Origin of the sequence: Streptomyces sp. NPDC012637 (assembly GCF_042954805.1) — a bacterium.
In the GTDB taxonomy this organism is placed as follows: Bacteria; Actinomycetota; Actinomycetes; order Streptomycetales; family Streptomycetaceae; genus Streptomyces.
In genome coordinates, this window is sequence record NZ_JBIBDS010000009.1 from 114,436 (window position 1) to 137,136 (window position 22,701).

The 22,701-nt window shown below is 72.3% G+C and carries 21 protein-coding genes; 2 read left to right on the top strand and 19 right to left on the bottom strand.

Features of this window, described 5'->3' with window-relative positions; all coding sequences use genetic code 11:
• Positions 1 to 93: 93 nt before the first annotated feature.
• Entirely contained in the window at positions 94 to 1,026 is a 933-nt protein-coding gene (gene fmt / locus ACFY8W_RS31260) for a methionyl-tRNA formyltransferase (RefSeq protein WP_391112494.1), read from the bottom strand.
• Positions 1,027 to 1,285: 259 nt separating this feature from the next.
• Here fmt and ACFY8W_RS31265 point away from each other — a divergent pair, with 259 nt between their 5' ends.
• On the top strand, positions 1,286 to 1,807 hold the full coding sequence (locus ACFY8W_RS31265) for a hypothetical protein (RefSeq protein ID WP_391112496.1): 522 nt from the start codon (positions 1,286 to 1,288) through the stop codon (positions 1,805 to 1,807).
• A gap of 117 nt (positions 1,808 to 1,924) precedes the next feature.
• On the opposite strand, the gene ACFY8W_RS31270 is transcribed toward ACFY8W_RS31265, so the two are convergent.
• The 14 genes from ACFY8W_RS31270 to pyrR form a co-directional block, all read right to left on the bottom strand.
• Positions 1,925 to 4,072 (bottom strand): primosomal protein N', encoded by a 2,148-nt coding sequence (locus tag ACFY8W_RS31270; RefSeq protein WP_391112499.1) that lies wholly within the window; start codon positions 4,070 to 4,072, stop codon positions 1,925 to 1,927.
• Positions 4,073 to 4,167: 95 nt separating this feature from the next.
• Positions 4,168 to 5,376, bottom strand: coding sequence for a methionine adenosyltransferase (gene metK / locus ACFY8W_RS31275; protein WP_391112502.1), 1,209 nt, complete (start codon positions 5,374 to 5,376; stop codon positions 4,168 to 4,170).
• A 242-nt stretch (positions 5,377 to 5,618) separates the two neighbouring features.
• Positions 5,619 to 6,833, bottom strand: coding sequence for a bifunctional phosphopantothenoylcysteine decarboxylase/phosphopantothenate--cysteine ligase CoaBC (gene coaBC / locus ACFY8W_RS31280; protein ID WP_391112505.1), 1,215 nt, complete (start codon positions 6,831 to 6,833; stop codon positions 5,619 to 5,621).
• Positions 6,834 to 6,962: 129 nt separating this feature from the next.
• Complete coding sequence (rpoZ, locus tag ACFY8W_RS31285) at positions 6,963 to 7,235, bottom strand: DNA-directed RNA polymerase subunit omega (RefSeq protein WP_005319902.1); 273 nt, start codon at positions 7,233 to 7,235, stop codon at positions 6,963 to 6,965.
• Between the two features lie 28 nt (positions 7,236 to 7,263).
• Positions 7,264 to 7,827, bottom strand: a complete 564-nt coding sequence (gene gmk, locus ACFY8W_RS31290) for a guanylate kinase (protein WP_391112508.1) — start codon at positions 7,825 to 7,827, stop codon at positions 7,264 to 7,266.
• 60 nt (positions 7,828 to 7,887) lie between these two features.
• Positions 7,888 to 8,211 (bottom strand): integration host factor, encoded by a 324-nt coding sequence (locus ACFY8W_RS31295; RefSeq protein WP_128978280.1) that lies wholly within the window; start codon positions 8,209 to 8,211, stop codon positions 7,888 to 7,890.
• 322 nt (positions 8,212 to 8,533) lie between these two features.
• Positions 8,534 to 9,373 carry an orotidine-5'-phosphate decarboxylase gene (gene pyrF / locus ACFY8W_RS31300; protein WP_391112512.1) on the bottom strand — a complete coding sequence of 280 codons (840 nt, stop codon included), beginning with the start codon at positions 9,371 to 9,373 and terminating at the stop codon, positions 8,534 to 8,536.
• A complete protein-coding gene (locus ACFY8W_RS31305) occupies positions 9,370 to 10,479 on the bottom strand; it encodes a quinone-dependent dihydroorotate dehydrogenase (RefSeq protein ID WP_391112514.1) in 1,110 nt (369 codons plus the stop codon). Before ACFY8W_RS31305 ends, pyrF begins: the two co-directional genes overlap by 4 nt.
• A 55-nt stretch (positions 10,480 to 10,534) precedes the next feature.
• Positions 10,535 to 13,843, bottom strand: a complete 3,309-nt coding sequence (carB, locus tag ACFY8W_RS31310; RefSeq protein WP_391112517.1) for a carbamoyl-phosphate synthase large subunit — start codon at positions 13,841 to 13,843, stop codon at positions 10,535 to 10,537.
• A complete protein-coding gene (carA, locus tag ACFY8W_RS31315) occupies positions 13,836 to 14,978 on the bottom strand; it encodes a glutamine-hydrolyzing carbamoyl-phosphate synthase small subunit (RefSeq protein ID WP_391112520.1) in 1,143 nt (380 codons plus the stop codon). Before carA ends, carB begins: the two co-directional genes overlap by 8 nt.
• Positions 14,975 to 15,544, bottom strand: coding sequence for a hypothetical protein (locus ACFY8W_RS31320; protein WP_391112523.1), 570 nt, complete (start codon positions 15,542 to 15,544; stop codon positions 14,975 to 14,977). The genes carA and ACFY8W_RS31320 overlap by 4 nt, the downstream gene beginning before the upstream one ends.
• A complete protein-coding gene (locus ACFY8W_RS31325; protein WP_391112524.1) occupies positions 15,541 to 16,854 on the bottom strand; it encodes a dihydroorotase in 1,314 nt (437 codons plus the stop codon). The genes ACFY8W_RS31320 and ACFY8W_RS31325 overlap by 4 nt, the downstream gene beginning before the upstream one ends.
• Before the next feature lie 5 nt (positions 16,855 to 16,859).
• Complete coding sequence (locus tag ACFY8W_RS31330) at positions 16,860 to 17,831, bottom strand: aspartate carbamoyltransferase catalytic subunit (protein ID WP_391112526.1); 972 nt, start codon at positions 17,829 to 17,831, stop codon at positions 16,860 to 16,862.
• Positions 17,832 to 17,916: 85 nt separating this feature from the next.
• Positions 17,917 to 18,480: a bifunctional pyr operon transcriptional regulator/uracil phosphoribosyltransferase PyrR gene (pyrR, locus tag ACFY8W_RS31335; RefSeq protein ID WP_384422421.1), complete on the bottom strand. Its 564-nt coding sequence runs from the start codon at positions 18,478 to 18,480 to the stop codon at positions 17,917 to 17,919.
• 247 nt (positions 18,481 to 18,727) lie between these two features.
• On the opposite strand from pyrR, the gene bldD reads away from it, so the two are divergent.
• Positions 18,728 to 19,231 (top strand): transcriptional regulator BldD, encoded by a 504-nt coding sequence (gene bldD / locus ACFY8W_RS31340; protein WP_265867144.1) that lies wholly within the window; start codon positions 18,728 to 18,730, stop codon positions 19,229 to 19,231.
• A 221-nt stretch (positions 19,232 to 19,452) separates the two neighbouring features.
• Here bldD and nusB read toward each other — a convergent pair whose 3' ends face one another.
• The 4 genes from nusB to ACFY8W_RS31360 form a co-directional block, all read right to left on the bottom strand.
• On the bottom strand, positions 19,453 to 19,890 hold the full coding sequence (gene nusB / locus ACFY8W_RS31345) for a transcription antitermination factor NusB (RefSeq protein ID WP_391112530.1): 438 nt from the start codon (positions 19,888 to 19,890) through the stop codon (positions 19,453 to 19,455).
• A gap of 2 nt (positions 19,891 to 19,892) precedes the next feature.
• Positions 19,893 to 20,459, bottom strand: a complete 567-nt coding sequence (efp, locus tag ACFY8W_RS31350; RefSeq protein ID WP_391112532.1) for an elongation factor P — start codon at positions 20,457 to 20,459, stop codon at positions 19,893 to 19,895.
• A 49-nt stretch (positions 20,460 to 20,508) separates the two neighbouring features.
• Positions 20,509 to 21,615 (bottom strand): M24 family metallopeptidase, encoded by a 1,107-nt coding sequence (locus ACFY8W_RS31355; protein ID WP_391112535.1) that lies wholly within the window; start codon positions 21,613 to 21,615, stop codon positions 20,509 to 20,511.
• 112 nt (positions 21,616 to 21,727) lie between these two features.
• A complete protein-coding gene (locus ACFY8W_RS31360; protein ID WP_391112538.1) occupies positions 21,728 to 22,597 on the bottom strand; it encodes an AAA family ATPase in 870 nt (289 codons plus the stop codon).
• Between the last annotated feature and the right edge of the window lie 104 nt (positions 22,598 to 22,701).

Below are 22,701 nucleotides of genomic sequence, written 5' to 3' on the forward strand. Positions count from 1 at the left end.
GGAGGGCGGGGGCGGGCCGGGCAGGCGGGACCCTGCGGGCGTCGAGGCCCGTCCGGTCCCACCAGGCCCCTTCGGGTACCGGGAGCAGCGCCCTCAGGCCCCGACGCGCTCCCCAGGAGCGATGCGCACGCCGCGGGCCCAGTCGGCCGCCTTCATCGGCTTCTTGCCCTGGGGCTGGACCCAGAGCAGTTCCACCGCGTGCGAGCCGGTGCCGACGTACACGTTGTTCTTGCCGGCGGCGAGCTCGCCGGGGGCCAGGTCGGTGCGGTCGGCCACGAGGGCGACCTGGATGAGCTTGAGGCGTTCGCCGCGGAAGAGCGTCCAGGCGCCGGGGGCCGGGGTGCAGCCGCGGACGACGCGGTCGACGCGGAGCGCGGGGGCCGCGAAGTCGACGTGGGCGTCCTCGACCTGGATCTTCGGGGCGAGGGTGATGCCCTCGGCGGGCTGCGGCACCGCCTTCAGGGTGCCGTCCTCGATGCCGTCCATCGTCGCGGCGAGCAGGCCCGCGCCGGCGAAGGCCAGCCGGGTGAGCAGGTCCCCGCTGGTGTCGGTGGGCCGCACGTCCTCGGTGACGACGCCGTACACCGGGCCGGAGTCGAGGCCTTCCTCGATCTGGAAGGTGGACGCGCCCGTCACCTGGTCCCCGGCCATCAGCGAATGCTGCACCGGCGCGGCGCCGCGCCACGCGGGCAGCAGCGAGAAGTGCAGGTTGACCCAGCCGTGGGCCGGGATGTCGAGGGCGACGCGGGGCAGCAGCGCGCCGTACGCGACGACGGGGCAGCAGTCGGGCGCGATCTCCCGGAGCCGTGCGAGGAACGCCTCGTCGCGCGGCCGCTCCGGCTTGAGCACCTCGATCCCGGCCTCCTCCGCGCGCTCGGCGACGGGGCTCGCGACGAGCCGCCGGCCCCGGCCGGCGGGCGCGTCGGGCCGGGTGACGACGGCGGCCACCTCGTGCCGCCCGGAGGCGAGCAGGGCGTCCAGGGCGGGTACGGCGACCTCGGGGGTGCCTGCGAAGACGAGCTTCACGCGGGAAAACCTCGCATCTCGGGGCGATGGTGGTACCTCCCTGCTCGAGCGGAGCCGAGGGCTCGGGAGGGCAGCGCACCAGTCTAGGGGCCGCCGGCTCAGGGGGCGTACGCGAGGACGAGCGCCCTGCGCATATGCGTGTACGCCCCCGCAGCGTGACCCAACCCCGGGTGGCGCGTTGGTCAAAGGAGATTGACCGAATCGGGTCGCCCTTCCCCCAGCGACCCGCCCCTTTCACGCCGGTTCGAGAGGCTCATCCATGGCCGACCACGCAACCCACGACGCCCAGGCCCGGGCAAGTCTGCACCTGCTCGTGCGGGACATCGAGCGGGTCCGGCGGCAGGTGGACGCACTGCGCACGCTCACGGCCCAGCTGGGCAATGTCTACCGTCCGCGCCGCACCGCTCCTTCGACGGGCTTCGTCGTCTACGGGCGCGCTCCCGCCCCGACCGTACGGCTCGCCCAGGAGCTGCGGGACAGCGTCGAGACCCTGGTGACGGCGGCGGTGGACTTCGACCGCTCGCTCGGGTTCTCCTGGGACGCGGTGGGCTCCGCGCTCGGAGTCACCAAGCAGGCGGTCCACCGCCGTTACGGCTCGCGCCGCGCCCCGCAGCCGGGCGTCGCCCTGGAGCAGGAGCGTACGGCGGAGCCGGGCGCCGCCACCCGCACCATGCCGGTGGTCCCGCCCGCCCGCACCATGCCGCCGCAGCCGACCTCGGGCAGCCAGACGCTGCGCGAGGAGCAGCGCCCGCCGGCCTTCCCGGCCCCTCGCAACGGCTGACACCCCACCCCCGGCGCCACGACGGCGCCGCGGCATGACGGCGCCAGGCCACGCGACGGCGCCGCACCACGAAAGGGCCGCCCGCCACCGAGCGGGCGGCCCTTCGCGTGCCCGTCGTCAGCCGATGTCCGGCGGGTCCACCCGCACCCGCACCGGCTCGCCGCCGCCACGGGCCAGCCTCGACGCCTGCGCCCGCTTCAGGGCGGTGGCGAGCGCGGCCCCGCTGCCCGGCGGAACGCGGATCAGCGCGCGGTCCCACTGTTCGCCCGGCGGGGTGTCGCCGGGGCGGCGGGGGCCGCCGGGACGGGTCACGGGCAGTGGTACGGGCCCCAGGATCTCGGCGTCCGGGGGCAGTTCGGCAGCGGCCAGGAAGGCAGCGAGGGCATCCGGCGGCGCGGACACCGCCGCCATCCGCGAGACGGGCGGGAAGCCCAGCTCGGCCCGCTCGGCCAGCTCCCGCTGGGCGTGCCCGACGGGGTCCCAGCGCACCAGCGCCTGGACGGGCCGGAGCGTCGGCTCGGCGACGACCACCACCGTGCCGCCTTCGCCCTGGCCCCGGACCAGCGAGGCGGCGTCGATCCAGCGGCGCAGGGCCTCCTCGCCGGCCCGCAGGTCGGGTCGGCCGAGCATGGCCCAGCCGTCGAGGAGCAGCGCGGCCGCGTAGCCGCCCTCGGCGACCGGCTCGGCGCCCGGGGTGCTCACCACGAGCGCGGGCCGTCCCGGCACCCGGTCCAGGACGTGGTCGCGTCCGGAGGTGCGTACGGGCACGGCCGGGAAGGCCCGCCCCAGTTCCTCCGCCGTGCGCCGGGCACCGACCACCTGGGCGCGCAGCCGGGTGGAGCCGCACGCCACGCAGTGCCAGTCGGGCGCGCCGCGCCCGCACCAGCCGCAGTGCAGCTCCTGCTGCTCGGGCGCCTCCAGCGGCCCGGAGCAGTGCCGGCAGCGGGCGGGCGTCCGGCAGCGCTCGCAGGCGAGCCGCGGCACGTAGCCCCGGCGCGGCACCTGGACGAGCACCGGCCCGGTCTTCAGCCCTTCCCGCACCACCTGCCAGGCGAGGGTGGGCAGCCGGGCGGCGCGGGCGGCCTCGTCGCGGGCGAGGTCGGTGTCGCCGACGGTCCGCACGAGCGGCGCGGCGGCCCGCACCTGGTCGCGTCCGGCGGCGAGCGGCTGCGCCCAGCCGGAACCGACGAGCTGGGCGGCCTCGACGGTGCAGCTGGTGGAGCCGAGCAGGAAGGCGCAGCGGTCGTGGGCGGCGCGCAGCAGCAGGACGTCCCGGGCGTGCGGCTGCGGGGCGTGCGGTTCGCTGTGGCTGGTGTCGCCGTCGTCCCAGATGACGACGAGCCCGGGGTCGCGCACGGGCGCGAACATCGCCGCCCGGGTGCCGACGACCGCGCGGACGGCGCCGCGCCGGACAGCGAGCCACTGCCCGTACCGCTTCTCGGGCCCGGCCTCGGCGGTGAGCAGCGCGTGCCGTCCTTCGCCGAGCAGTCCGGTGAGGGCGGCGTCGACGCGGCCGGCGGCGCGCCCGTCGGGTACGACGACGAGGGCGCCGCGCCCGGACGCGAGGGTCGCGGCGACCGCCCGGGCGATCTCCTCGGCCCAGTGCGGCCCCGGCAGCGCGTTCCACACCGCCCGCGGCACCCCGCCGCGGGCCAGCGACTCCAGGAACGCCGCGCCGCGCTCGTACCGTGCCCAGCTGCCCGCGGCGGGCGCGGGCGGCGGCGGCAGCGGCGCGGGCGAGGGCCGGCGTTCGGCGCTCGCGTTGCGCGGCGGGACGGCCAGCTGGAGGACGTCGGCGAGGCTGCCGGCGTAGCGGTCGGCGACGGCCCGGGCGAGCCCCAGCAGCTCGGGGCCGAGCACGGGCTCGGGCGAGACGACGTCGGCGAGCGCGGCGAGCGGCCCGGAGTAGTCCGACTCGGCCCGCCGCTCCACCAGGAACCCGTCGATGAGCCGCCCGCCCTCGCGCCGCCCGCCCCGCACCTGGTGCGCCCCGGCCCCGAAGCGCACCCGCACCCGCACACCGGGCTGCGCGGCGGCGTCCAGTTCCTCGGGTACGGCGTAGTCGAAGAACTGGTCGAGGTGGAGCACTCCCTTGTTCACCACGACCCGCGCGACCGGCAGCTCCTTGGCGAGCGCGGCCCCGCGCCAGGTCCGCGGCTTGGCCCGCGGCACCTTCGCCTTGCGCACGGTCTCCCGGATGAGCGCGAGCTGTTCGGGCTCCTCGTGCCCCTCGTGCCCCCCGGCCTTCTCGTTCTCGCTGCTCACAGCCCCATACCTACCAGACGGCACCGACAGCGGCCCCGGCACGCCGAAGGCCCGGCACCCCAGGGGGTTCCGGGCCTTCGGGCGGCTCCTGGTGCTTACAGGCCCGCGGCCGCCTTCAGGGCGTCCACGCGGTCCGTGCGCTCCCAGGTGAAGTCCGGCAGCTCGCGGCCGAAGTGGCCGTAGGCGGCGGTCTGGGAGTAGATCGGGCGGAGCAGGTCGAGGTCGCGGATGATCGCGGCCGGGCGGAGGTCGAAGACCTCGGCGATGGCGTGCTCGATCTTCTCGGTCTCGATGGTGTTGGTGCCGAAGGTCTCGACGAAGAGGCCGACGGGCTCGGCCTTGCCGATCGCGTACGCGACCTGGACCTCGCAGCGGGAGGCGAGGCCCGCGGCGACGACGTTCTTGGCGACCCAGCGCATGGCGTACGCGGCCGAGCGGTCCACCTTCGACGGGTCCTTGCCGGAGAAGGCACCGCCGCCGTGGCGGGCCATGCCGCCGTAGGTGTCGATGATGATCTTGCGGCCGGTGAGGCCGGCGTCGCCCATCGGGCCGCCGATCTCGAAGCGCCCGGTCGGGTTGACCAGCAGCCGGTAGCCGTCGGTGTCGAGCTTGATGCCGTCCTCGACGAGCTGCTTCAGGACGTGCTCGACGACGAACTCGCGGATGTCGGGCGCGAGCAGCGACTCGAGGTCGATGTCGGACGCGTGCTGCGAGGAGACGACCACGGTGTCGAGGCGGACGGCCTTGTCGCCGTCGTACTCGATGGTGACCTGGGTCTTGCCGTCGGGGCGCAGGTACGGGATGGTCCCGTTCTTGCGGACCTCGGTGAGGCGGCGGGAGAGCCGGTGCGCGAGGTGGATCGGGAGCGGCATGAGCTCCGGGGTCTCGTCCGACGCGTAGCCGAACATCAGGCCCTGGTCGCCGGCGCCCTGCTTGTCGAGCTCGTCCTCGTCGCCCTCGACGCGGGACTCGTACGCCGTGTCGACGCCCTGCGCGATGTCCGGGGACTGCGACCCGATGGAGACCGAGACGCCGCAGGACGCGCCGTCGAAGCCCTTCTTCGAGGAGTCGTACCCGATGTCGAGGATCTTGTTGCGGACGAGGGTCGGGATGTCGGCCCAGGCCTTGGTGGTGACCTCACCGGCGACGTGCACGAGGCCGGTCGTGATCAGCGTCTCGACGGCGACGCGGGAGGTGGGGTCCTCCTTGAGCAGCGCGTCGAGGATGGTGTCGCTGATCTGGTCAGCGATCTTGTCGGGGTGACCCTCGGTCACGGACTCCGAGGTGAACAGACGACGGGACACAACGCTCCCTGGGGTTGCAGCGGCTGCTGGCTACTCGTTTACGGACCGGCAGGGGGCTGCGCCCCGCGACGTTCCGAGAACAGTCTATCGGTCACGGTCGGCCATGTGGCCAGGTCCCTGGCCACGCGATTGCGTGATCTGTGCGGTGATCAACGCTCCGAGCTGGCCTTTTGTCCGGGTTTGTGGAACTTCTCGCGGCTGCGGGGGCGCGGTCCGGGCGTACCGCGGAGTTCGCTCGGAATTCACCCGGAGAGGGGGCGCAGCCGGGGCAGGACCAGATCCCACACCGTCTCCGCCAGCGCTTCCTTCGGCCCGTAGGGCACGGAGGTCTCGGCACCGTCGGCGGCGAGGACCACGGCTTCGTTCTCCTCCGAGCCGAAGGTCTTGCGCTCGCCCACCTCGTTGACGACGAGCAGGTCGCAGCCCTTGCGGCGGAGCTTCTTGCGCCCGTTGTCGAGGACGTCGTCCGTCTCCGCGGCGAAGCCGACGACGACCTGGCCGGGCAGCGCCCGCTCGGCGGAGATCTCGGCGAGGATGTCGGGATTGCGGACCAGCTCGATCGTGGGGGCGCCGCCGTCGTCCGTCTTCTTGATCTTGCCGGGGGCGTAGGCGGCGGGCCGGAAGTCGGCGACCGCCGCCGCCATAACCACGGCGTCCGCGTCAGCGGCCGCCTTGAGGACGGCCTCGCGCAGTTGCACGGCGGTGCCGACGCGCACGACGTCGACGCCCGCCGGGTCGGGCAGGCCGGTGTTGGCCTCGATCAGGGTGACCCGGGCGCCACGGGCCGCGGCGGCCTTGGCGAGGGCGTAGCCCTGCTTGCCGGAGGAGCGGTTGCCGAGGTAGCGGACCGGGTCGAGGGGCTCGCGGGTGCCGCCGGCGCTGATCACGACGTGGCGGCCGGCCAGGTCGGGAGCCGTGACGCCGCGCGCCAGGACGCGACGGCAGATCTCGAAGATCTCCCCCGGGTCGGGCAGCCGGCCCTTGCCAGTGTCGACGCCGGTGAGGCGGCCGACGGCGGGCTCGATGACCACGGCGCCGCGGCGGCGCAGCGTGGCCACGTTCTCCTGGGTGGCCGGGTGCTCCCACATCTCGGTGTGCATGGCCGGCGCGAAGACCACCGGGCAGCGCGCGGTGAGCAGCGTGTTGGTGAGCAGGTCGTCGGCGAGGCCGTGGGCGGCCTTGGCCAGCATGTCGGCGGTGGCGGGGGCGACGACGACGAGGTCGGCGGCCTGCCCGATCCGCACGTGCGGCACCTCGTGGACGGTCTCCCACACCTCGGTGGAGACGGGGTTGCCGGAGAGGGCCGACCAGGTGGCGGCACCGACGAAGTGCAGGGCGGAGTCGGTGGGGACCACCCGGACGTCGTGGCCGGACTCGGTGAGCCGGCGCAGCAGCTCGCACGCCTTGTACGCGGCGATGCCGCCGCTCACGCCCAGGACGACCCTCGGCTTCGTCACCGCGCTCAACTCTGCTCCCCTGAAGGCTCGGATGCGTACGACTCCGGTGCGTACCACTCCATGAGACACCACAGGCCCGGCGGATGTTCCGCCGGGCCTGTGGTGACAAGCGTTACAAGCGATGCGTGCTTACTGCGCCGGGCCCTCGATGGCCTCGGAGGTCAGCAGGCCCGCGTTGATCTCGCGCAGCGCGATCGAGAGCGGCTTCTCGTGGACGTGGGTGTCGACGAGCGGACCGACGTACTCGAGCAGGCCCTCGCCCAGCTGCGAGTAGTACGCGTTGATCTGGCGCGCGCGCTTGGCGGCGTAGATCACGAGGCTGTACTTGGAGTCCGTCGCCTCGAGCAGCTCGTCGATCGGCGGGTTGATGATGCCCTCGGGCGCGGTGATGGAAGAGGACACGCTCTACCTTCCGAAGATGGAGAAAAGATCAGACAACGTTCATCAACGTTAGCAGCTCACGCGCGACGTCCTCGACCGAGGTGTTGACGAGCGTGGTGTCGAACTCCGACTCGGCGGCCAGCTCGACCTTCGCGGCCCCGAGACGGCGCTCGATGACCTCGGGCGACTCGGTGCCGCGGCCGGTGAGCCGGCGGACCAGCTCGTCCCAGCTCGGCGGGGCCAGGAAGACCAGCTGGGCGTCCGCCATGGACTCCTTGACCTGCCGGGCGCCCTGGAGGTCGATCTCCAGGAGCACGGGCTCCCCCGCCTCCAGACGGTCGAGGACCGCGCGACGCGGGGTGCCGTAGCGGTTGCCCGCGAACTCGGCCCACTCCAGCAGTTCGCCGTTGGCGACCAGCTTGTCGAACTCGTCGTCCGTGACGAAGAAGTACTGGACACCGTGCTGCTCGCCGGGTCGCGGCTTCCGTGTCGTGGCCGACACCGAGAGCCAGACCTCGGGGTGGACCTTGCGCATATGAGCGACGACCGTGCTCTTGCCCACCCCTGAGGGGCCGGAGAGCACGGTCAGCCGCGGACGTACCTCTGCTGCCATGCAGCGATTATTCCAGCTTTACCGGTGTGCCCGGGACGCGCGGTCCGGGCCCGGGCGCCGTCAGGCGCCGGCGCCGCCGAACTCACGCTCCAGAGAAGCGATCTGGTTGGAGCCGAGGCCACGGACCCGACGGCTCTCGGAGATGCCGAGTCGCTCCATGATCTGCTTGGCGCGGACCTTGCCCACGCCCGGCAGGGACTCGAGCAGCGCGGAGACCTTCATCTTGCCGATGACGTCATTGGTCTGCCCCTGCGCGATGACGTCGTGCAGGGAGGCGCCGGAGTGCTTGAGTCGATTCTTGACCTCGGCCCGCTCCCGGCGAGCCGCGGCGGCCTTTTCGAGCGCGGCTGCGCGCTGTTCAGGGGTAAGGGGCGGAAGAGCCACGCCTACGTCACCTCGGATGTCGAACTGTCGGATACGGACCGGTGGAAGCTGCACGCCCCGCGTGAGCGGAGCACCCCACACCAGTGGAGCAACGACCGACGTGGAGTACGCCGAACGCCGACTCTGTCCCGGAGACTAGCGGCCAAGACCGCTGGAGTCAGCGAGAACAGAGGAAAAGTCCTGGTCAGCATCGACCGACCAGGACATTTCCGACATAACGACGCGGTTTTGGGCCAACTTTTGTCAAGGAGTGAGACGGCGAGGACACGCCGCCCGACCTGCGGATTGGCGAGAACCGGCCGAAATCGGCCCCCGGGGTGCCTCAGGCGCCCACGGCCGTCCTGATCTCGTTCGCGTAACGTTCCGCGGCGGCCCGCAGCGCGGCTCCGTCCGGGCCCTCCCTCAGGACCCCGCGGCTGACGTTCGGGACGACGTTGCGGACCGCCGCGCCGAAGACCGCCGGGAGGTCGGCCGGGGTCGCGCCCTGGGCGCCGATGCCGGGGGCGAGCAGCGGCCCGTTGATGTCGAGGTCGAATTCCGACAGGTCACCGAGCGTCGCGCCGACGACCGCGCCGAAGGAGCCCATCGGGCCCTCCCCCGCGTTCTCCTCCGCCAGGTGGGCCAGCATCGTCGCGCCGACGCTGCGCCCGTCCTCGCGGACGGCCCGCTGGACCTCCGCGCCCTCGGGGTTGGACGTCAGCGCCAGGACGAAGAGCCCCGCACCGGACTCGCGCGCCAGGTCCACGGCCGGCTTCAGCGAGCCGTAGCCGAGGTACGGGGAGACGGTGAGCGCGTCGGAGAAGAGCGGCGAGTCCTTGCGCAGGAAGGCCTCCGCGTAGGCGGCCATGGTGGAGCCGATGTCGCCGCGCTTGGCGTCCATGACGACCAGGCCGCCCGCAGCCCGCAGGTCGGCGACGGCGCGCTCCAGGACCGCCACGCCGCGCGAGCCGAAGCGCTCGAAGAACGCGGCCTGCGGCTTGAACACGGCGACCGTCTCGGCCAGTGCCTCGACGACCGTGAACGTGAAGCGCTCCAGGCCGTCGATGGTGTCGGGCAGACCCCAGGAGTCCAGCAGGGAGGCGTGCGGGTCGATGCCGACGCACAGGGGGCCGCGCGTGTCCATGGCGGAGCGCAGGCGGGCGCCGAAGGATTCGTGGGTCACTGGGCGGCCTTTCGGGTGTCGGCGCCGACGGCCTCGGCGAGGGTGGCGTACGGGGAGGCGGCGAGGCGCGCGGCGAGGCCCTTGTGGATCGCGCGGGCGTAGAACGGGCCCTCGTAGATGAAGGCGCTGTAGCCCTGGATCAGGGTGGCGCCGGCGAGGATCCGCTGCCAGGCGTCCTCGGCGTTCTCGATGCCGCCGACGCCCACGAGGACGATCCGGTCGCCCACGCGCGCGTAGAGGCGGCGCAGCACCTCCAGGGAGCGCTGCTTGACCGGGGCGCCGGACAGGCCGCCGGTCTCCTTGACGAGCGCGGGGTCGGACTTCAGGCCGAGGCCGTCGCGCGCGATGGTGGTGTTGGTGGCGATGATGCCGTCGAGGCCGAGCTCCAGGGCCAGGTCGGCGACGGCGTCCACGTCCTCGTCGGCGAGGTCGGGGGCGATCTTCACCAGGAGCGGGACGCGGCGGCCCTCGACGGACCGGTCGGCGGCCTCGCGGACGGCGGTGAGCAGCGGCCGCAGCGACTCGGTGGCCTGGAGGTTGCGCAGCCCCGGGGTGTTCGGGGAGGAGACGTTGACGACCAGGTAGTCGGCGTGCCGGGCGAGCCGCTCGGTGGACTTCACGTAGTCGGCGGCGGCCTCGTCCTCCGGGACGACCTTGGTCTTGCCGATGTTGACGCCCACGACCGTCCTGAAGACGGGGTTGCGGGCGCCCAGGCGGGCCGCGACGGCGGCGGAACCCTCGTTGTTGAAGCCCATGCGGTTGATCAGGGCGCGGTCCGGGACGAGCCGGAACAGCCGCTTCTTGGGGTTGCCGGGCTGGGCCTCGCCGGTGACCGTGCCGATCTCGACGTGGTCGAAGCCCAGCATGGCCATGCCGTCGATCGCGACCGCGTTCTTGTCGAAGCCGGCGGCGAGGCCGAAGGGGCCGTGCATGCGCAGGCCCAGGGCCTCGGTGCGCAGCTCCTTGTGGCGCGGCGCGAGGACGGCCGCGACGAAGGTGCGGAGCACGGGGACGCGGGCGGCGAGCCGGATCCAGCGGAAGGCCAGGTAGTGGGCCTCCTCGGGGTCCATGCGCGTGAAGACGAGGTTGAAGAAGAACTTGTACATGGAGGTGTCCTCAGCAAGAGGGGGACACCGTTTCCGGTGTCCCCCTTGTGGGCTGCTAGTCGCGGGCCGCGGTCAGATGCGCCGCGTGTTCCTGGAGCGAGCGGACGCCCACGTCGCCGTGGTTGAGCGCGTCGATGCCCTGGACCGCCGCCGCGAGCGCCTGGACCGTGGTCAGGCACGGGACGGAGCGGGCCACCGCCGCCGTACGGATCTCGTAGCCGTCGAGGCGGCCGCCGGTGCCGTACGGGGTGTTGACGATCAGGTCGACCTGGCCGTCGTGGATGAGCTGGACGATCGTCTTCTCGCCGTTCGGGCCCTCGCCCTCGGACTGCTTGCGCACGATCGTGGCGTTGATGCCGTTGCGCTTGAGCACCTCGGCCGTGCCGGAGGTGGCGAGCAGTTCGAAGCCGTGGGCGACCAGCTCACGGGCCGGGAAGACCATCGAGCGCTTGTCGCGGTTGGCGACCGAGATGAACGCGCGGCCCTTGGTGGGCAGCGGTCCGTAGGCGCCCGCCTGCGACTTGGCGTACGCCGTGCCGAAGACGTTGTCGATGCCCATGACCTCGCCGGTGGAGCGCATCTCCGGGCCGAGGACGGTGTCGACGCCGCGGCCGTGGATGTCGCGGAAGCGCGACCACGGCATCACGGCCTCCTTGACGGAGATCGGCGCGTCCATCGGGAGGGTGCCGCCGTCGCCCTGCCTGGGCAGCAGGCCCTCTTCCCGCAGCTCGGCGATGGTGGCGCCGAGGGAGATGCGGGCCGCGGCCTTGGCGAGCGGCACCGCGGTCGCCTTCGAGGTGAAGGGCACGGTGCGGGAGGCGCGCGGGTTGGCCTCGAGGACGTACAGGATGTCGCCGGCCATCGCGAACTGGATGTTGATCAGACCGCGGACGCCGACGCCCTTGGCGATGGCCTCGGTGGAGGCGCGCAGGCGCTTGATGTCGAAGCCGCCGAGGGTGATCGGAGGCAGGGCGCAGGCCGAGTCGCCGGAGTGGATGCCGGCCTCCTCGATGTGCTCCATGACGCCGCCGAGGTAGAGCTCGTGGCCGTCGTAGAGCGCGTCGACGTCGATCTCGATCGCGTCGTCGAGGAAGCGGTCGACGAGCACCGGGCGGGTCGGGGAGATCTCGGTGGACTCGGCGATGTACGCCTCCAGGCGCGCCTCGTCGTAGACGATCTCCATGCCGCGGCCGCCGAGCACGTACGAGGGGCGTACGAGCACGGGGTAGCCGATCTCGTCGGCGATGGCCTTGGCACCGGCGAAGGTGGTGGCGGTGCCGTGCTTCGGCGCGGGCAGGCCCGCCTCGGCGAGCACCCGGCCGAAGGCGCCGCGGTCCTCGGCGGCGTGGATGGCCTCCGGGGAGGTGCCCACGACCGGCACGCCGTTGTCCTTGAGCGCCTGGGCGAGGCCCAGCGGGGTCTGGCCGCCGAGCTGGACGACGACGCCCGCGATGGGGCCGGCCAGTGACTCGGCGTGGACGATCTCCAGCACGTCCTCGAGCGTCAGGGGCTCGAAGTACAGGCGGTCGGAGGTGTCGTAGTCCGTGGAGACGGTCTCCGGGTTGCAGTTGACCATCACGGTCTCGTAGCCCGCGTCGCTGAGCGCGAAGGAGGCGTGGACGCAGGAGTAGTCGAACTCGATGCCCTGGCCGATGCGGTTCGGGCCGGAGCCCAGGATGATCACCGCGGGCTTCTCTCGCGGCGCGACCTCGGTCTCCTCGTCGTAGGACGAGTAGAAGTACGGGGTCTTGGCGGCGAACTCGGCGGCGCAGGTGTCGACCGTCTTGTAGACCGGGCGGACGCCGAGGGCGTGCCGGACCTCGCGGACGACGTCCTCGCGCAGGCCGCGGATCTCGGCGATCTGGGCGTCGGAGAAGCCGTGGCGCTTGGCCTCGGCGAGCAGCTCGGGCTCGAGCTTCTCGGCCCCGGCGAGCTCGTCGGCGATCTCCTTGATGAGGAAGAGCTGGTCGACGAACCACGGGTCGATCTTGGTGAACTCGAAGACCTCCTCCGGCGTGGCGCCGGCGCGGATGGCCTGCATGACCGTGTTGATCCGGCCGTCGGTCGGGCGGACCGCCTCGCGCAGCAGCTCCGCCTTGTCGCCGGGCTCGCCGGTGAACGCGAACTGCGAGCCCTTCTTCTCGAGGGAGCGCAGGGCCTTCTGCAGGGCCTCGGTGAAGTTGCGGCCGATCGCCATGGCCTCGCCGACCGACTTCATGGTCGTGGTCAGCGTGGAGTCGGCGGACGGGAACTTCTCGAAGGCGAAGCGCGGGGCCTTGACGACGACGTAGTCGAGGGTCGGCTCGAAGGAGGCCGGGGTCTTCTCGGTGATGTCGTTCGGGATCTCGTCCAGCGTGTAGCCGACGGCGAGCCGGGCGGCGATCTTGGCGATCGGGAAGCCGGTGGCCTTGGAGGCGAGCGCGGAGGAGCGGGAGACGCGCGGGTTCATCTCGATGACGATGATGCGGCCGTCGTCGGGGTTCACCGCGAACTGGATGTTGCAGCCGCCGGTGTCGACGCCGACCTCGCGGATGATCGCGATGCCGATGTCGCGCAGGACCTGGTACTCGCGGTCGGTGAGCGTCATCGCCGGGGCGACGGTGATCGAGTCACCGGTGTGGACGCCCATCGGGTCGAAGTTCTCGATGGAGCAGACGACCACGACGTTGTCGTGCTTGTCGCGCATGAGCTCCAGCTCGTACTCCTTCCAGCCGAGGATGGACTCCTCCAGGAGCACCTCGGTGGTCGGGGAGAGCGTGAGGCCCTGGCCGGCGATGCGGCGCAGCTCTTCCTCGTCGTGGGCGAAGCCGGAGCCGGCGCCGCCCATGGTGAAGGACGGGCGGACGACGACGGGGTAGCCGCCGAGCGTCTCGACGCCCTTGAGGACGTCGTCCATCGAGTGGCAGATGACCGAGCGGGCGGACTCGCCGTGGCCGATCTTGGCGTTGACGGCCTCGACCACGCCCTTGAAGAGGTCGCGGTCCTCGCCCTTGTGGATGGCCTCGACGTTGGCGCCGATGAGCTCGACGCCGTACTTCTCCAGGACGCCCTGCTCGTGCATGGAGATGGCCGTGTTGAGGGCCGTCTGGCCGCCCAGCGTCGGCAGGAGGGCGTCGGGGCGCTCCTTGGCGATGATCTTCTCGACGAACTCGGGGGTGATCGGCTCGACGTACGTGGCGTCGGCGATCTCCGGGTCGGTCATGATCGTGGCCGGGTTGGAGTTGACCAGGATGACGCGCAGGCCCTCGGACTTGAGGACCCGGCAGGCCTGGGTACCGGAGTAGTCGAACTCGGCGGCCTGGCCGATGACGATCGGGCCGGAGCCGATGACCAGGACGGACTGGATATCGGTGCGCTTAGGCACGCTCGGCCTCCATCAGCGAAACGAAGCGGTCGAAGAGGTACGCGGCGTCGTGCGGGCCCGCGGCCGCCTCGGGGTGGTACTGGACGGAGAAGGCCGGCTGGTCGAGCAGCTGCAGCCCCTCCACGACGTCGTCGTTCAGGCACACATGGGAGACCTCGGCGCGCCCGAAGGGGGTGTCGGACACCTTGTCGAGGGGCGCGTCGACGGCGAAGCCGTGGTTGTGCGCGGTGACCTCGACCTTGCCGGTGGTGCGGTCCTGGACCGGCTGGTTGATGCCCCGGTGGCCGTACTTCAGCTTGTAGGTGCCGAAGCCGAGGGCGCGGCCGAGGATCTGGTTGCCGAAGCAGATGCCGAAGAGCGGCGTCTTGCGGCGCAGGACCTCCTGCATGACGGCGACGGGGCCGTCGGCGGTGGCCGGGTCGCCCGGGCCGTTGGAGAAGAACACACCGTCGGGGTCGACGGCGTAGACGTCCTCGGCGGTGGCGGTGGCGGGCAGCACGTGGACCTCGATGCCGCGCTCGGCCATCCGGTGCGGGGTCATGCCCTTGATGCCGAGGTCGACGGCGGCGACGGTGAACTTCTTCTCACCGAGCGCGGGGACGACGTACGGCTCCTTGGTGGCGACCTCGGCGGAGAGGTCGGCGCCCTTCATCTCGGCCTGCTGGCGGACCTCGGCGAGCATGGTGCCCTCGTCCGGGAGCGCGCTGCCGGAGAAGATGCCGACGCGCATGGCGCCGCACTCGCGCAGGTGGCGGGTGAGGGCGCGGGTGTCGATGCCCTGGATGCCGACGACGCCCTGGAGCCGCAGCTCCTCGTCGAGGGAGCGCTGGGCGCGCCAGTTGGAGGGGACGCGGGCGGGGTCGCGGACGACGTAGCCGGCCACCCAGATGCGGGCGGACTCGGGGTCCTCGTCGTTGACGCCGGTGTTGCCGACGTGCGGGGCGGTCATGACCACGACCTGGCGGTGGTACGACGGGTCGGTGAGGGTCTCCTGGTAGCCGGTCATGCCGGTGGAGAACACGGCCTCGCCGAAGGTCTCCCCCACGGCCCCGTAGGCGCGGCCGCGGAAGATGCGGCCGTCCTCCAGGACGAGTACGGCGGGAACCTTGGCAGCTCCCCTTGTGGAGGTTGTCATCGTGCGATGCCTTCCGTCGTGCTTGCGGTGTTCAGGTGGGTGAGGGCCTCGACCCAGGCGGCGTGCTCGGCCGCCCGGTCGGAGCGGAAGCCGGAGTCGAGCAGCTTGTCGCCGTGGGCCCAGGTGACGACCAGCAGGCCGCCCTCGGTGAGGACCTTGCCGGCGATGCCCTTGTCGAGGCGGGCCTCGCGCAGGGCCTCGGCGGGGATCAGGAAGTCGTTCGCCCCGGGGCGTACGACGCTGATCCCGGCGTCCGTGAGGGTGAGCTCGGCGCGGCTGCGGGTGCCCAGGCCGTGGGCGACGATCCGGTCGAGCCACTGTCCGGCGGTGGTGGAGCCGTGGTAGCGGCCGCTGAGCGTCAGCCTGGCCGCTCCGGGCGCCTCCGGCACCTCGGGGAGGGGCGGGAGGTCGGACTGGAGGCTGCCGCGCCACTTCCATCCCTGGCGCATCAGCCAGTAGACGAAGGCGACGAACAGCAGCAGTCCGGCGACCCAGCCGAGCCGGCCGGCCCAGTCGGTGACTTCGGCCGACTTCGGTTCGGCCGCGAGGAGTACGAGTGGTGTCACGCCAGCTTCCCGTCGACGAGCGTTGCCCGGCCCCGCAGGAACGTGTGGGTGACGCGTCCCGGCAGCTCGCGGCCCTCGTAGGGGGTGTTGCGGCTGCGGGAGGCGAAGTCGGCGGGGTCCACGACACCACGGTATGCCGGATCGACCAGCGTCAGGTTGGCGGGCTCACCAGCCGAGACGGGGCGTCCGTGGCCCCTGGCCCGGCCGATCTGCGCGGGCTTGACGGACATCCGGTCGGCGACGCCGGCCCAGTCGAGCAGCCCGGTCTCCACCATCGTCTGCTGGACGACGGACAGGGCGGTCTCCAGACCGACCATGCCCATGGCGGCGGCGGCCCACTCGCAGTCCTTGTCCTCGTGCGGGTGCGGGGCGTGGTCGGTGGCGACGATGTCGATCGTGCCGTCGGCCAGGGCCTCGCGCAGCGCCATCACGTCGCGCTCGGTGCGCAGCGGCGGGTTGACCTTGTAGACCGGGTTGTAGCTGCGGACCATCTCGTCCGTGAGGAGGAGGTGGTGCGGGGTGACCTCGGCGGTGACGTCGATGCCGCGGGACTTGGCCCAGCGGACGATCTCGACGGAGCCGGCGGTCGACAGGTGGCAGATGTGGACGCGGGAGCCGACGTGCTCGGCGAGCAGCACGTCGCGGGCGATGATCGACTCCTCGGCGACGGCGGGCCAGCCGCCGAGGCCGAGCTCGGCGGAGACGACGCCCTCGTTCATCTGGGCGCCCTCGGTGAGGCGGGGCTCCTGGGCGTGCTGGGCGACGACGCCGCCGAAGGCCTTCACGTACTCCAGGGCGCGGCGCATGATCACGGCGTCGTCGACGCACTTGCCGTCGTCGGAGAAGACGGTGACGCCGGCGGCGGAGTCGTGCATGGCGCCGAGCTCGGCGAGCTTCTTGCCCTCCAGGCCGACGGTGACGGCGCCGATGGGCTGCACGTCGCAGTAGCCGGCCTCCTTGCCGAGCCGGTAGACCTGCTCGACGACGCCGGCGGTGTCGGCGACGGGGTGGGTGTTGGCCATGGCGAAGACGGCCGTGTAGCCGCCGGAGGCGGCGGCGCGGGTGCCGGTGAGGACGGTCTCGGAGTCCTCGCGGCCGGGCTCGCGCAGGTGGGTGTGCAGGTCGACCAGGCCGGGCAGCAGGATCTGGCCCTCGGCCTCGATCACCTGCGCGCCGTCGGCCGACAGGTCCGTACCACTCCAGTCGATCTCGCCCGTCGGGGCGGTGGCGGCGATGACCTCGCCGTCGATGAGGACGTCCTGCGCCTCGCCGCCCAGCACCTTCGCACCGCGGATAAGGATCTTGCTCATGGGTCTTACTTCTCCTCGGTACGAGTGGACTGCGATTCGTTGCCGCCGAGCAGCAGGTACAGCACGGCCATGCGGATGGAGACGCCGTTGGCGACCTGCTCGACGACCGTGCAGCGGTCGGAGTCGGCGACCTCGGCGGTGATCTCCATGCCGCGGACCATGGGGCCGGGGTGCATGACGACGGCGTGCTCGGGCATCTTCGCCATCCGGTGGCCGTCGAGCCCGTAGCGGCGCGAGTACTCGCGCTCGGTCGGGAAGAAGGCGGCGTTCATCCGCTCACGCTGCACACGCAGCATCATCACCGCGTCGGACTTGGTCAGCACGCTGTCGAGGTCGTAGGAGACCTCGCAGGGCCAGTTCTCCACGCCGACCGGGACCAGGGTGGGCGGGGCCACCAGGGTGACCTCGGCGCCGAGGGTGTGCAGCAGGTCGACGTTGGAGCGGGCGACCCGGCTGTGCAGGACGTCGCCGACGATCGTGATGCGCTTTCCGGCCAGGTCCTTACCGAGACCGGCGTCCCGGCCGACCAGGCGGCGGCGCATGGTGAAGGCGTCGAGCAGGGCCTGCGTGGGGTGCTGGTGGGTACCGTCGCCGGCGTTGATGACGGGCGCGTCGATCCAGCCGGAGGTGGCCAGGCGGTACGGGGCGCCGGAGGCGTGGTGCCGGATGACGACGGCGTCGACGCCCATCGCCTCCAGGGTCTGCGCGGTGTCCTTCAGGGACTCGCCCTTGGAGACGCTGGAGCCCTTCGCCGCGAAGTTGATCACGTCGGCGGACAGCCGCTTCTCGGCCGCCTCGAAGGAGATCCGGGTCCGGGTGGAGTCCTCGAAGAAGAGGTTGCAGATGGTGCGGCCGCGCAGGGTCGGCAGCTTCTTGATGGGCCGGTCGGCCACCCGGGCCATCTCCTCGGCGGTGTCGAGGATCAGGACGGCGTCGTCGCGGGTGAGGTCGGCGGCCGAGATGAGGTGACGCATCATCGGGGGTTTCGCTCCGTGGTGGGAGGGTGAGGGCATGCGGGTGCGCAGGGATGTGCCCCGGAACCCGTCGGGAGTGCCGGTCCGGCTAGGAGGCGGGCTTGCTGCCGAGCAGCACGGTGTCGCGACCGTCCTCCTCGGCGAGCTGGACCTTGACCGTCTCCCGCAGCGACGTGGGGAGGTTCTTGCCGACGTAGTCGGCGCGGATGGGCAGCTCGCGGTGGCCGCGGTCGACGAGGACGGCGAGCTGGACGGCGCGCGGGCGGCCGATGTCGCCGAGGGCGTCGAGGGCGGCGCGGATCGTGCGGCCGGAGAAGAGGACGTCGTCGACGAGGACGACCAGGCGGCCGTCGACGCCGTCACCGGGGATCTCGGTGCGGCCGATGGCGCGGGCCGGCTTCAGCCGCAGGTCGTCCCGGTACATGGTGATGTCGAGGGAACCGACCGGGATCTTGCTGCCGGTGATCGATTCGAGCTTCTCGGCGAGCCGGCGGGCGAGGTAGACACCGCGGGTGGGAATGCCGAGGAGGACCACGTCGTCGGCGCCCTTGGCGCGCTCGACGATCTCGTGGGCGATGCGGGTCAGTACCCGCGCGATGTCGGGGGCCTCGAGAACGGGGCGTGCCGCATCGGTCTGCTGCTGTGCGTCCATATGAAAACGGACCTCCTTCTCCGCCTCACGGGACGGACCTTAAAGGACGTCGGAACTGCGCCGTCCACCTTACCAGGGGCGGATGAGTGCCCAGCTCACCACCCGTCCGCCACTCCGGGCGCCGTCCCCCGGAGGGGGGCGGTATGGACCATTCGGCTTGACGGGAGAGTGTCACGCTGCGTAACCTCACAGTGAGTTACCAGCCGCGCGGCGCAGCCGCAACGTCGTCTCAGCGTCCGGGAGCGTTATGTCCAGCGAATACGCAAAGCAGCTCGGGGCCAAACTCCGTGCGATCCGCACCCAGCAGGGCCTTTCCCTCCACGGTGTGGAGGAGAAGTCCCAGGGCCGCTGGAAGGCGGTCGTGGTCGGTTCGTACGAGCGCGGCGACCGCGCCGTGACCGTGCAGCGCCTGGCCGAGCTGGCGGACTTCTACGGTGTGCCGGTGCAGGAGCTGCTGCCGGGCACGACCCCCGGCGGCGCCGCCGAGCCCCCGCCGAAGCTGGTCCTCGATCTGGAGCGCCTCGCCCACGTCCCCGCCGAGAAGGCCGGCCCGCTCCAGCGCTACGCGGCGACGATCCAGTCCCAGCGCGGCGACTACAACGGCAAGGTGCTGTCGATCCGCCAGGACGACCTGCGCACCCTCGCCGTCATCTACGACCAGTCCCCCTCGGTCCTCACCGAGCAGCTGATCAGCTGGGGCGTCCTGGACGCGGACGCGCGCCGCGCGGTCGCCCACGAGGACAACAGCTGACGCGGAACAGCTGAAGCAGAAACGTGCCGCCGGGCCCCGGGAGTCACCTCGACCCCCGGGGCCCGGCGCTTTTCGTACCCGTAGCCGTACGGCGGGGGCGGGCCGGACGGCGCGTACGCCGAAGGGGCCCGCAGCACGTCGTGTGCTGCGGGCCCCTTCGACTGCCGGGGGACGGAACCAGGCCGTCTCTTCCGGATCCTGGCCGGTCCGAAAGAAACGGCCTAGGCGTCCGCGTCCCGGCGCAGGCGCGGCTTCAGGTCCTTGAAGCGCGCGAGCAGACCGTTGACGAAGGTCGGCGACTCGTCCGTGGAGAACTCCTTGGCGAGCTGCACCGCCTCGTCGATCGCCACCGCGTCCGGGGTGCCGTCCTCCCAGATCAGCTCGTACGCACCGAGGCGGACGATGTTCCGGTCGGCGACGGGCATCCGGTCGAGGTCCCAGTCCACCGCGTAGGTCGCGATGAGCTCGTCGATCCGGCTCACGTGACCCGCGTAGCCCTCGACCAGCTGCATGGTGAACTCGTTGACCGGCGGCTGACGCTCGTCCGAGCGGGCGAGCCGAACCTGGTCCGCGAGGACTTCCTGGACCGAGGTGCCGCGCTGGTCGGCCTCGAACAGGATCTGGAAGGCCCGACGACGGGCCTTGCTCCGGGCGGCCACGGTTAGTCGTTCACCCGGCCGAGGTAGTCGCTGGTGCGGGTGTCGACCTTGATCTTCTCACCGGTGGTGATGAAGAGCGGGACCTGGATCTCGTGGCCGGTCTCCAGGGTGGCGGGCTTGGTGCCACCGGTGGAGCGGTCACCCTGGACACCGGGGTCGGTGTGCTGGATGGTCAGCGTGACGGCGGCCGGGAGCTCGACGTAGAGCACCTCGCCCTCGTGCTGCGCGACGGAGGCGGTGAAGCCCTCGATGAGGAAGTTGGCGGCGTCGCCGACGGCCTTGCGGTCGACGTGCAGCTGGTCGTAGGTCTCCATGTCCATGAAGACGAAGTAGTCGCCGTCCATGTAGGAGAACTGCATGTCACGACGGTCGATGGTGGCCGTGTCGACCTTCACGCCGGCGTTGAAGGTCTTGTCGACGACCTTGCCGGACAGCACGTTCTTGAGCTTGGTGCGCACGAAGGCCGGGCCCTTGCCGGGCTTGACGTGCTGGAACTCGACGACGGACCAGAGCTGGCCGCCTTCGAGCTTGAGCACCATGCCGTTCTTGAGGTCGTTCGTGGAAGCCACGGTTGCGGAATCTCCTGGACTGACGTGGGACCGGGAGGCGTGCGCGCCGCTACAGCGCGAGCAGCTCCTTGGTCGTGATGGTGAGTAGCTCGGGTCCGCCGTCCGCCTCCTGGCGCACGACGAGCGTGTCATCGATCCGGACCCCGCCCCGGCCCGGGAGGTGGACCCCCGGTTCGACGGTGACCGGCACACAAGCGTCCAGTTTACCCATGGCCGCGGGTGCGAGCTGCGGGTCCTCGTCGATTTCCAGGCCCACGCCGTGCCCGGTGAGGGGTGTGGTCGTGTCGCCGTGACCCGCCGCGGCGAGAATCTGCCGGGCCGCGCGGTCGACGTCGCGGTACTCGGCGCCGGGCGCGAGCGCCTCGCGACCCGCCCGCTGAGCGGCGAAGACGAGATCGTACAGCTCGATCTGCCAGTCGGCGGGGGTGGTCCCGATGACGAAGGTGCGGCCGATCTCGCAGCGGTAGCCACGGTAGTTGGCGCCGAGGCACACGGAGAGGAAGTCGCCTTCCTCGACCCGCCGGTCGGTGGGCCGGTGCCCGGCCCGGCCGGAGTGCGGTCCGGTCGCCACGGAGGTGGCGAAGGCCGGCCCGTCGGCGCCGTGGTCGACGAGCCGCCGCTCCAGCTCCAGGGCGAGGTGCCGCTCGGTGCGGCCGACCAGGATCGACTCGAGGAGCTCCCCGAGCGCCTGGTCGGCGATCTCGGCGGCGATCCGCAGACAGGCGATCTCGTCCTCGTCCTTGACGATCCGCAGCTGCTCGACGGCGCAGGACAGATCGGCGAGCCGCAGCCCGGGCGCGACGGAGCCCATCGCCCGGTGCCGGGCGACGGTCAGATGGTGCTCCTCGACGGACAGGGCGTCCGCGCCGGCCTTCCGGGCGAAGTCCACGCCCGCGACCGCCGGATCCCCGCCGCCGGCCGGCAGCACCAGCTGCCGCAGCACCTCGTCCACCCGCCCGTCGGCCGGATCGCCACCGGGCGCGGTGGGGCACAGCAGCACGTCCTCGTCGGGCCCGAGCAGCAGCACGGCCCCGGCGGGCGAACCGCCCGTGAGATAGCGGACATTGGCGGGGCGGGAGACCAGCGCCGCCGGGCTGCCCGCGGCCCCGCACCGGTCGCGCAGCCGGATCCGGCGGTCCGCATACACCTCTGACATGCTCCGAGCCTACGAGCGCCCGGGCGCGGCGGCCTGTTGTGCGGGTCCGACCGGGCAGCCGCCGCGTGGGGGCCGGGCCGGGGCGGCGTACCGAGGGAGTGCTCCGCGGCGGCTACGCCGGGGGCGCGCCGGATATCGCGCGGGCCAGGACCTCGTCCAGGACGCGGGCCGTGGTCTCCACGTCGTACGTGGAGTTGTCGATGATCGGCAGTCCGGAGCCGTACCACCCGGCCATCCGGCCGTGGATCGCGGCGACCTCCTCGTCCGAGAGGCGGCGGTTGCCGCTGCGTTCGGCGTTGCGCTCCAGGACGACGTCCAGGCCGGGCAGCAGCACCACGGGCAGCAGGCCGGGGCCCACGTGGCGCTTCCAGCCGCCGAGGCCGACGACCGGCCAGTCGGGGAAGACGGCGTCGTCGAGGATGCAGGAGATGCCGTTGGCGAGGAAGTTGCGGGCGGCGAAGCCGCAGGTGCGGCGGGCCAGCCGGTACTGGGCCTCGGAGTTCTCGTTCCAGCCGGACTGGGGGTCGGCGAATCCGGAGCAGACCCATTCGCGCACGTCGTCGAGACTGATGTGGGCCGTCGGCACCGGCCGGCGGCCGGCCCAGTGGCGCGCGACGGTCGTCTTGCCCGCGCCGGCCGGGCCGATGAGCAGGACGGCTATGGTCGCGCCGCCGGTGCCGGTCACGGCGGGCGGCACGGTGATGGGACCGGTGACCTGCCCGGTGGCCGGGACACCCTGAGCGCCCGGGGCACCCGGGGCTCCCGGCCCCCCGCCCCAGCCGGGCGGCGGGGCCTGGACGGGCGGCGGACCCATCGGCGGCGCCTGCGGGGCCGGCGGCGCGGGGTGCGCCGGCGGCCCGGGAGGAGCCGGGTAGGGGTGGTGTGCCGGAGCGGGCGGGACGGGCGGGGGGCCGCCCTGGACCCAACCGGTGTGGCCCGCGGGTTCCTGCGGTGGCAGCGGAGCCCCCATTCCGTGCTGCATCCGGTGCCCCACTCCGTTTCCTCCGGCGATGTTTCCGTCGTTGCCGGAACGTTACCGCCCCCGGCTTCCCGAGGGGAAACGGCCGGGGGCGGATCGACGTGCCC

What these genes read in the sequence shown, in the direction of transcription:
- ACFY8W_RS31265 (WP_391112496.1), top strand. Translation starts at nt 1,286, where the DNA reads ATGGCCGACCACGCAACCCACGACGCCCAGGCCCGGGCAAGTCTGCAC.
- gmk (WP_391112508.1), bottom strand. Translation starts at nt 7,827, where the DNA reads ATGGCAGCAGAGGTACGTCCGCGGCTGACCGTGCTCTCCGGCCCCTCA.
- ACFY8W_RS31305 (WP_391112514.1), bottom strand. Translation starts at nt 10,479, where the DNA reads ATGTACAAGTTCTTCTTCAACCTCGTCTTCACGCGCATGGACCCCGAG.
- carA (WP_391112520.1), bottom strand. Translation starts at nt 14,978, where the DNA reads ATGACAACCTCCACAAGGGGAGCTGCCAAGGTTCCCGCCGTACTCGTC.
- ACFY8W_RS31325 (WP_391112524.1), bottom strand. Translation starts at nt 16,854, where the DNA reads ATGAGCAAGATCCTTATCCGCGGTGCGAAGGTGCTGGGCGGCGAGGCG.
- ACFY8W_RS31330 (WP_391112526.1), bottom strand. Translation starts at nt 17,831, where the DNA reads ATGATGCGTCACCTCATCTCGGCCGCCGACCTCACCCGCGACGACGCC.
- pyrR (WP_384422421.1), bottom strand. Translation starts at nt 18,480, where the DNA reads ATGGACGCACAGCAGCAGACCGATGCGGCACGCCCCGTTCTCGAGGCC.
- bldD (WP_265867144.1), top strand. Translation starts at nt 18,728, where the DNA reads ATGTCCAGCGAATACGCAAAGCAGCTCGGGGCCAAACTCCGTGCGATC.
- ACFY8W_RS31355 (WP_391112535.1), bottom strand. Translation starts at nt 21,615, where the DNA reads ATGTCAGAGGTGTATGCGGACCGCCGGATCCGGCTGCGCGACCGGTGC.
- ACFY8W_RS31360 (WP_391112538.1), bottom strand. Translation starts at nt 22,597, where the DNA reads ATGCAGCACGGAATGGGGGCTCCGCTGCCACCGCAGGAACCCGCGGGC.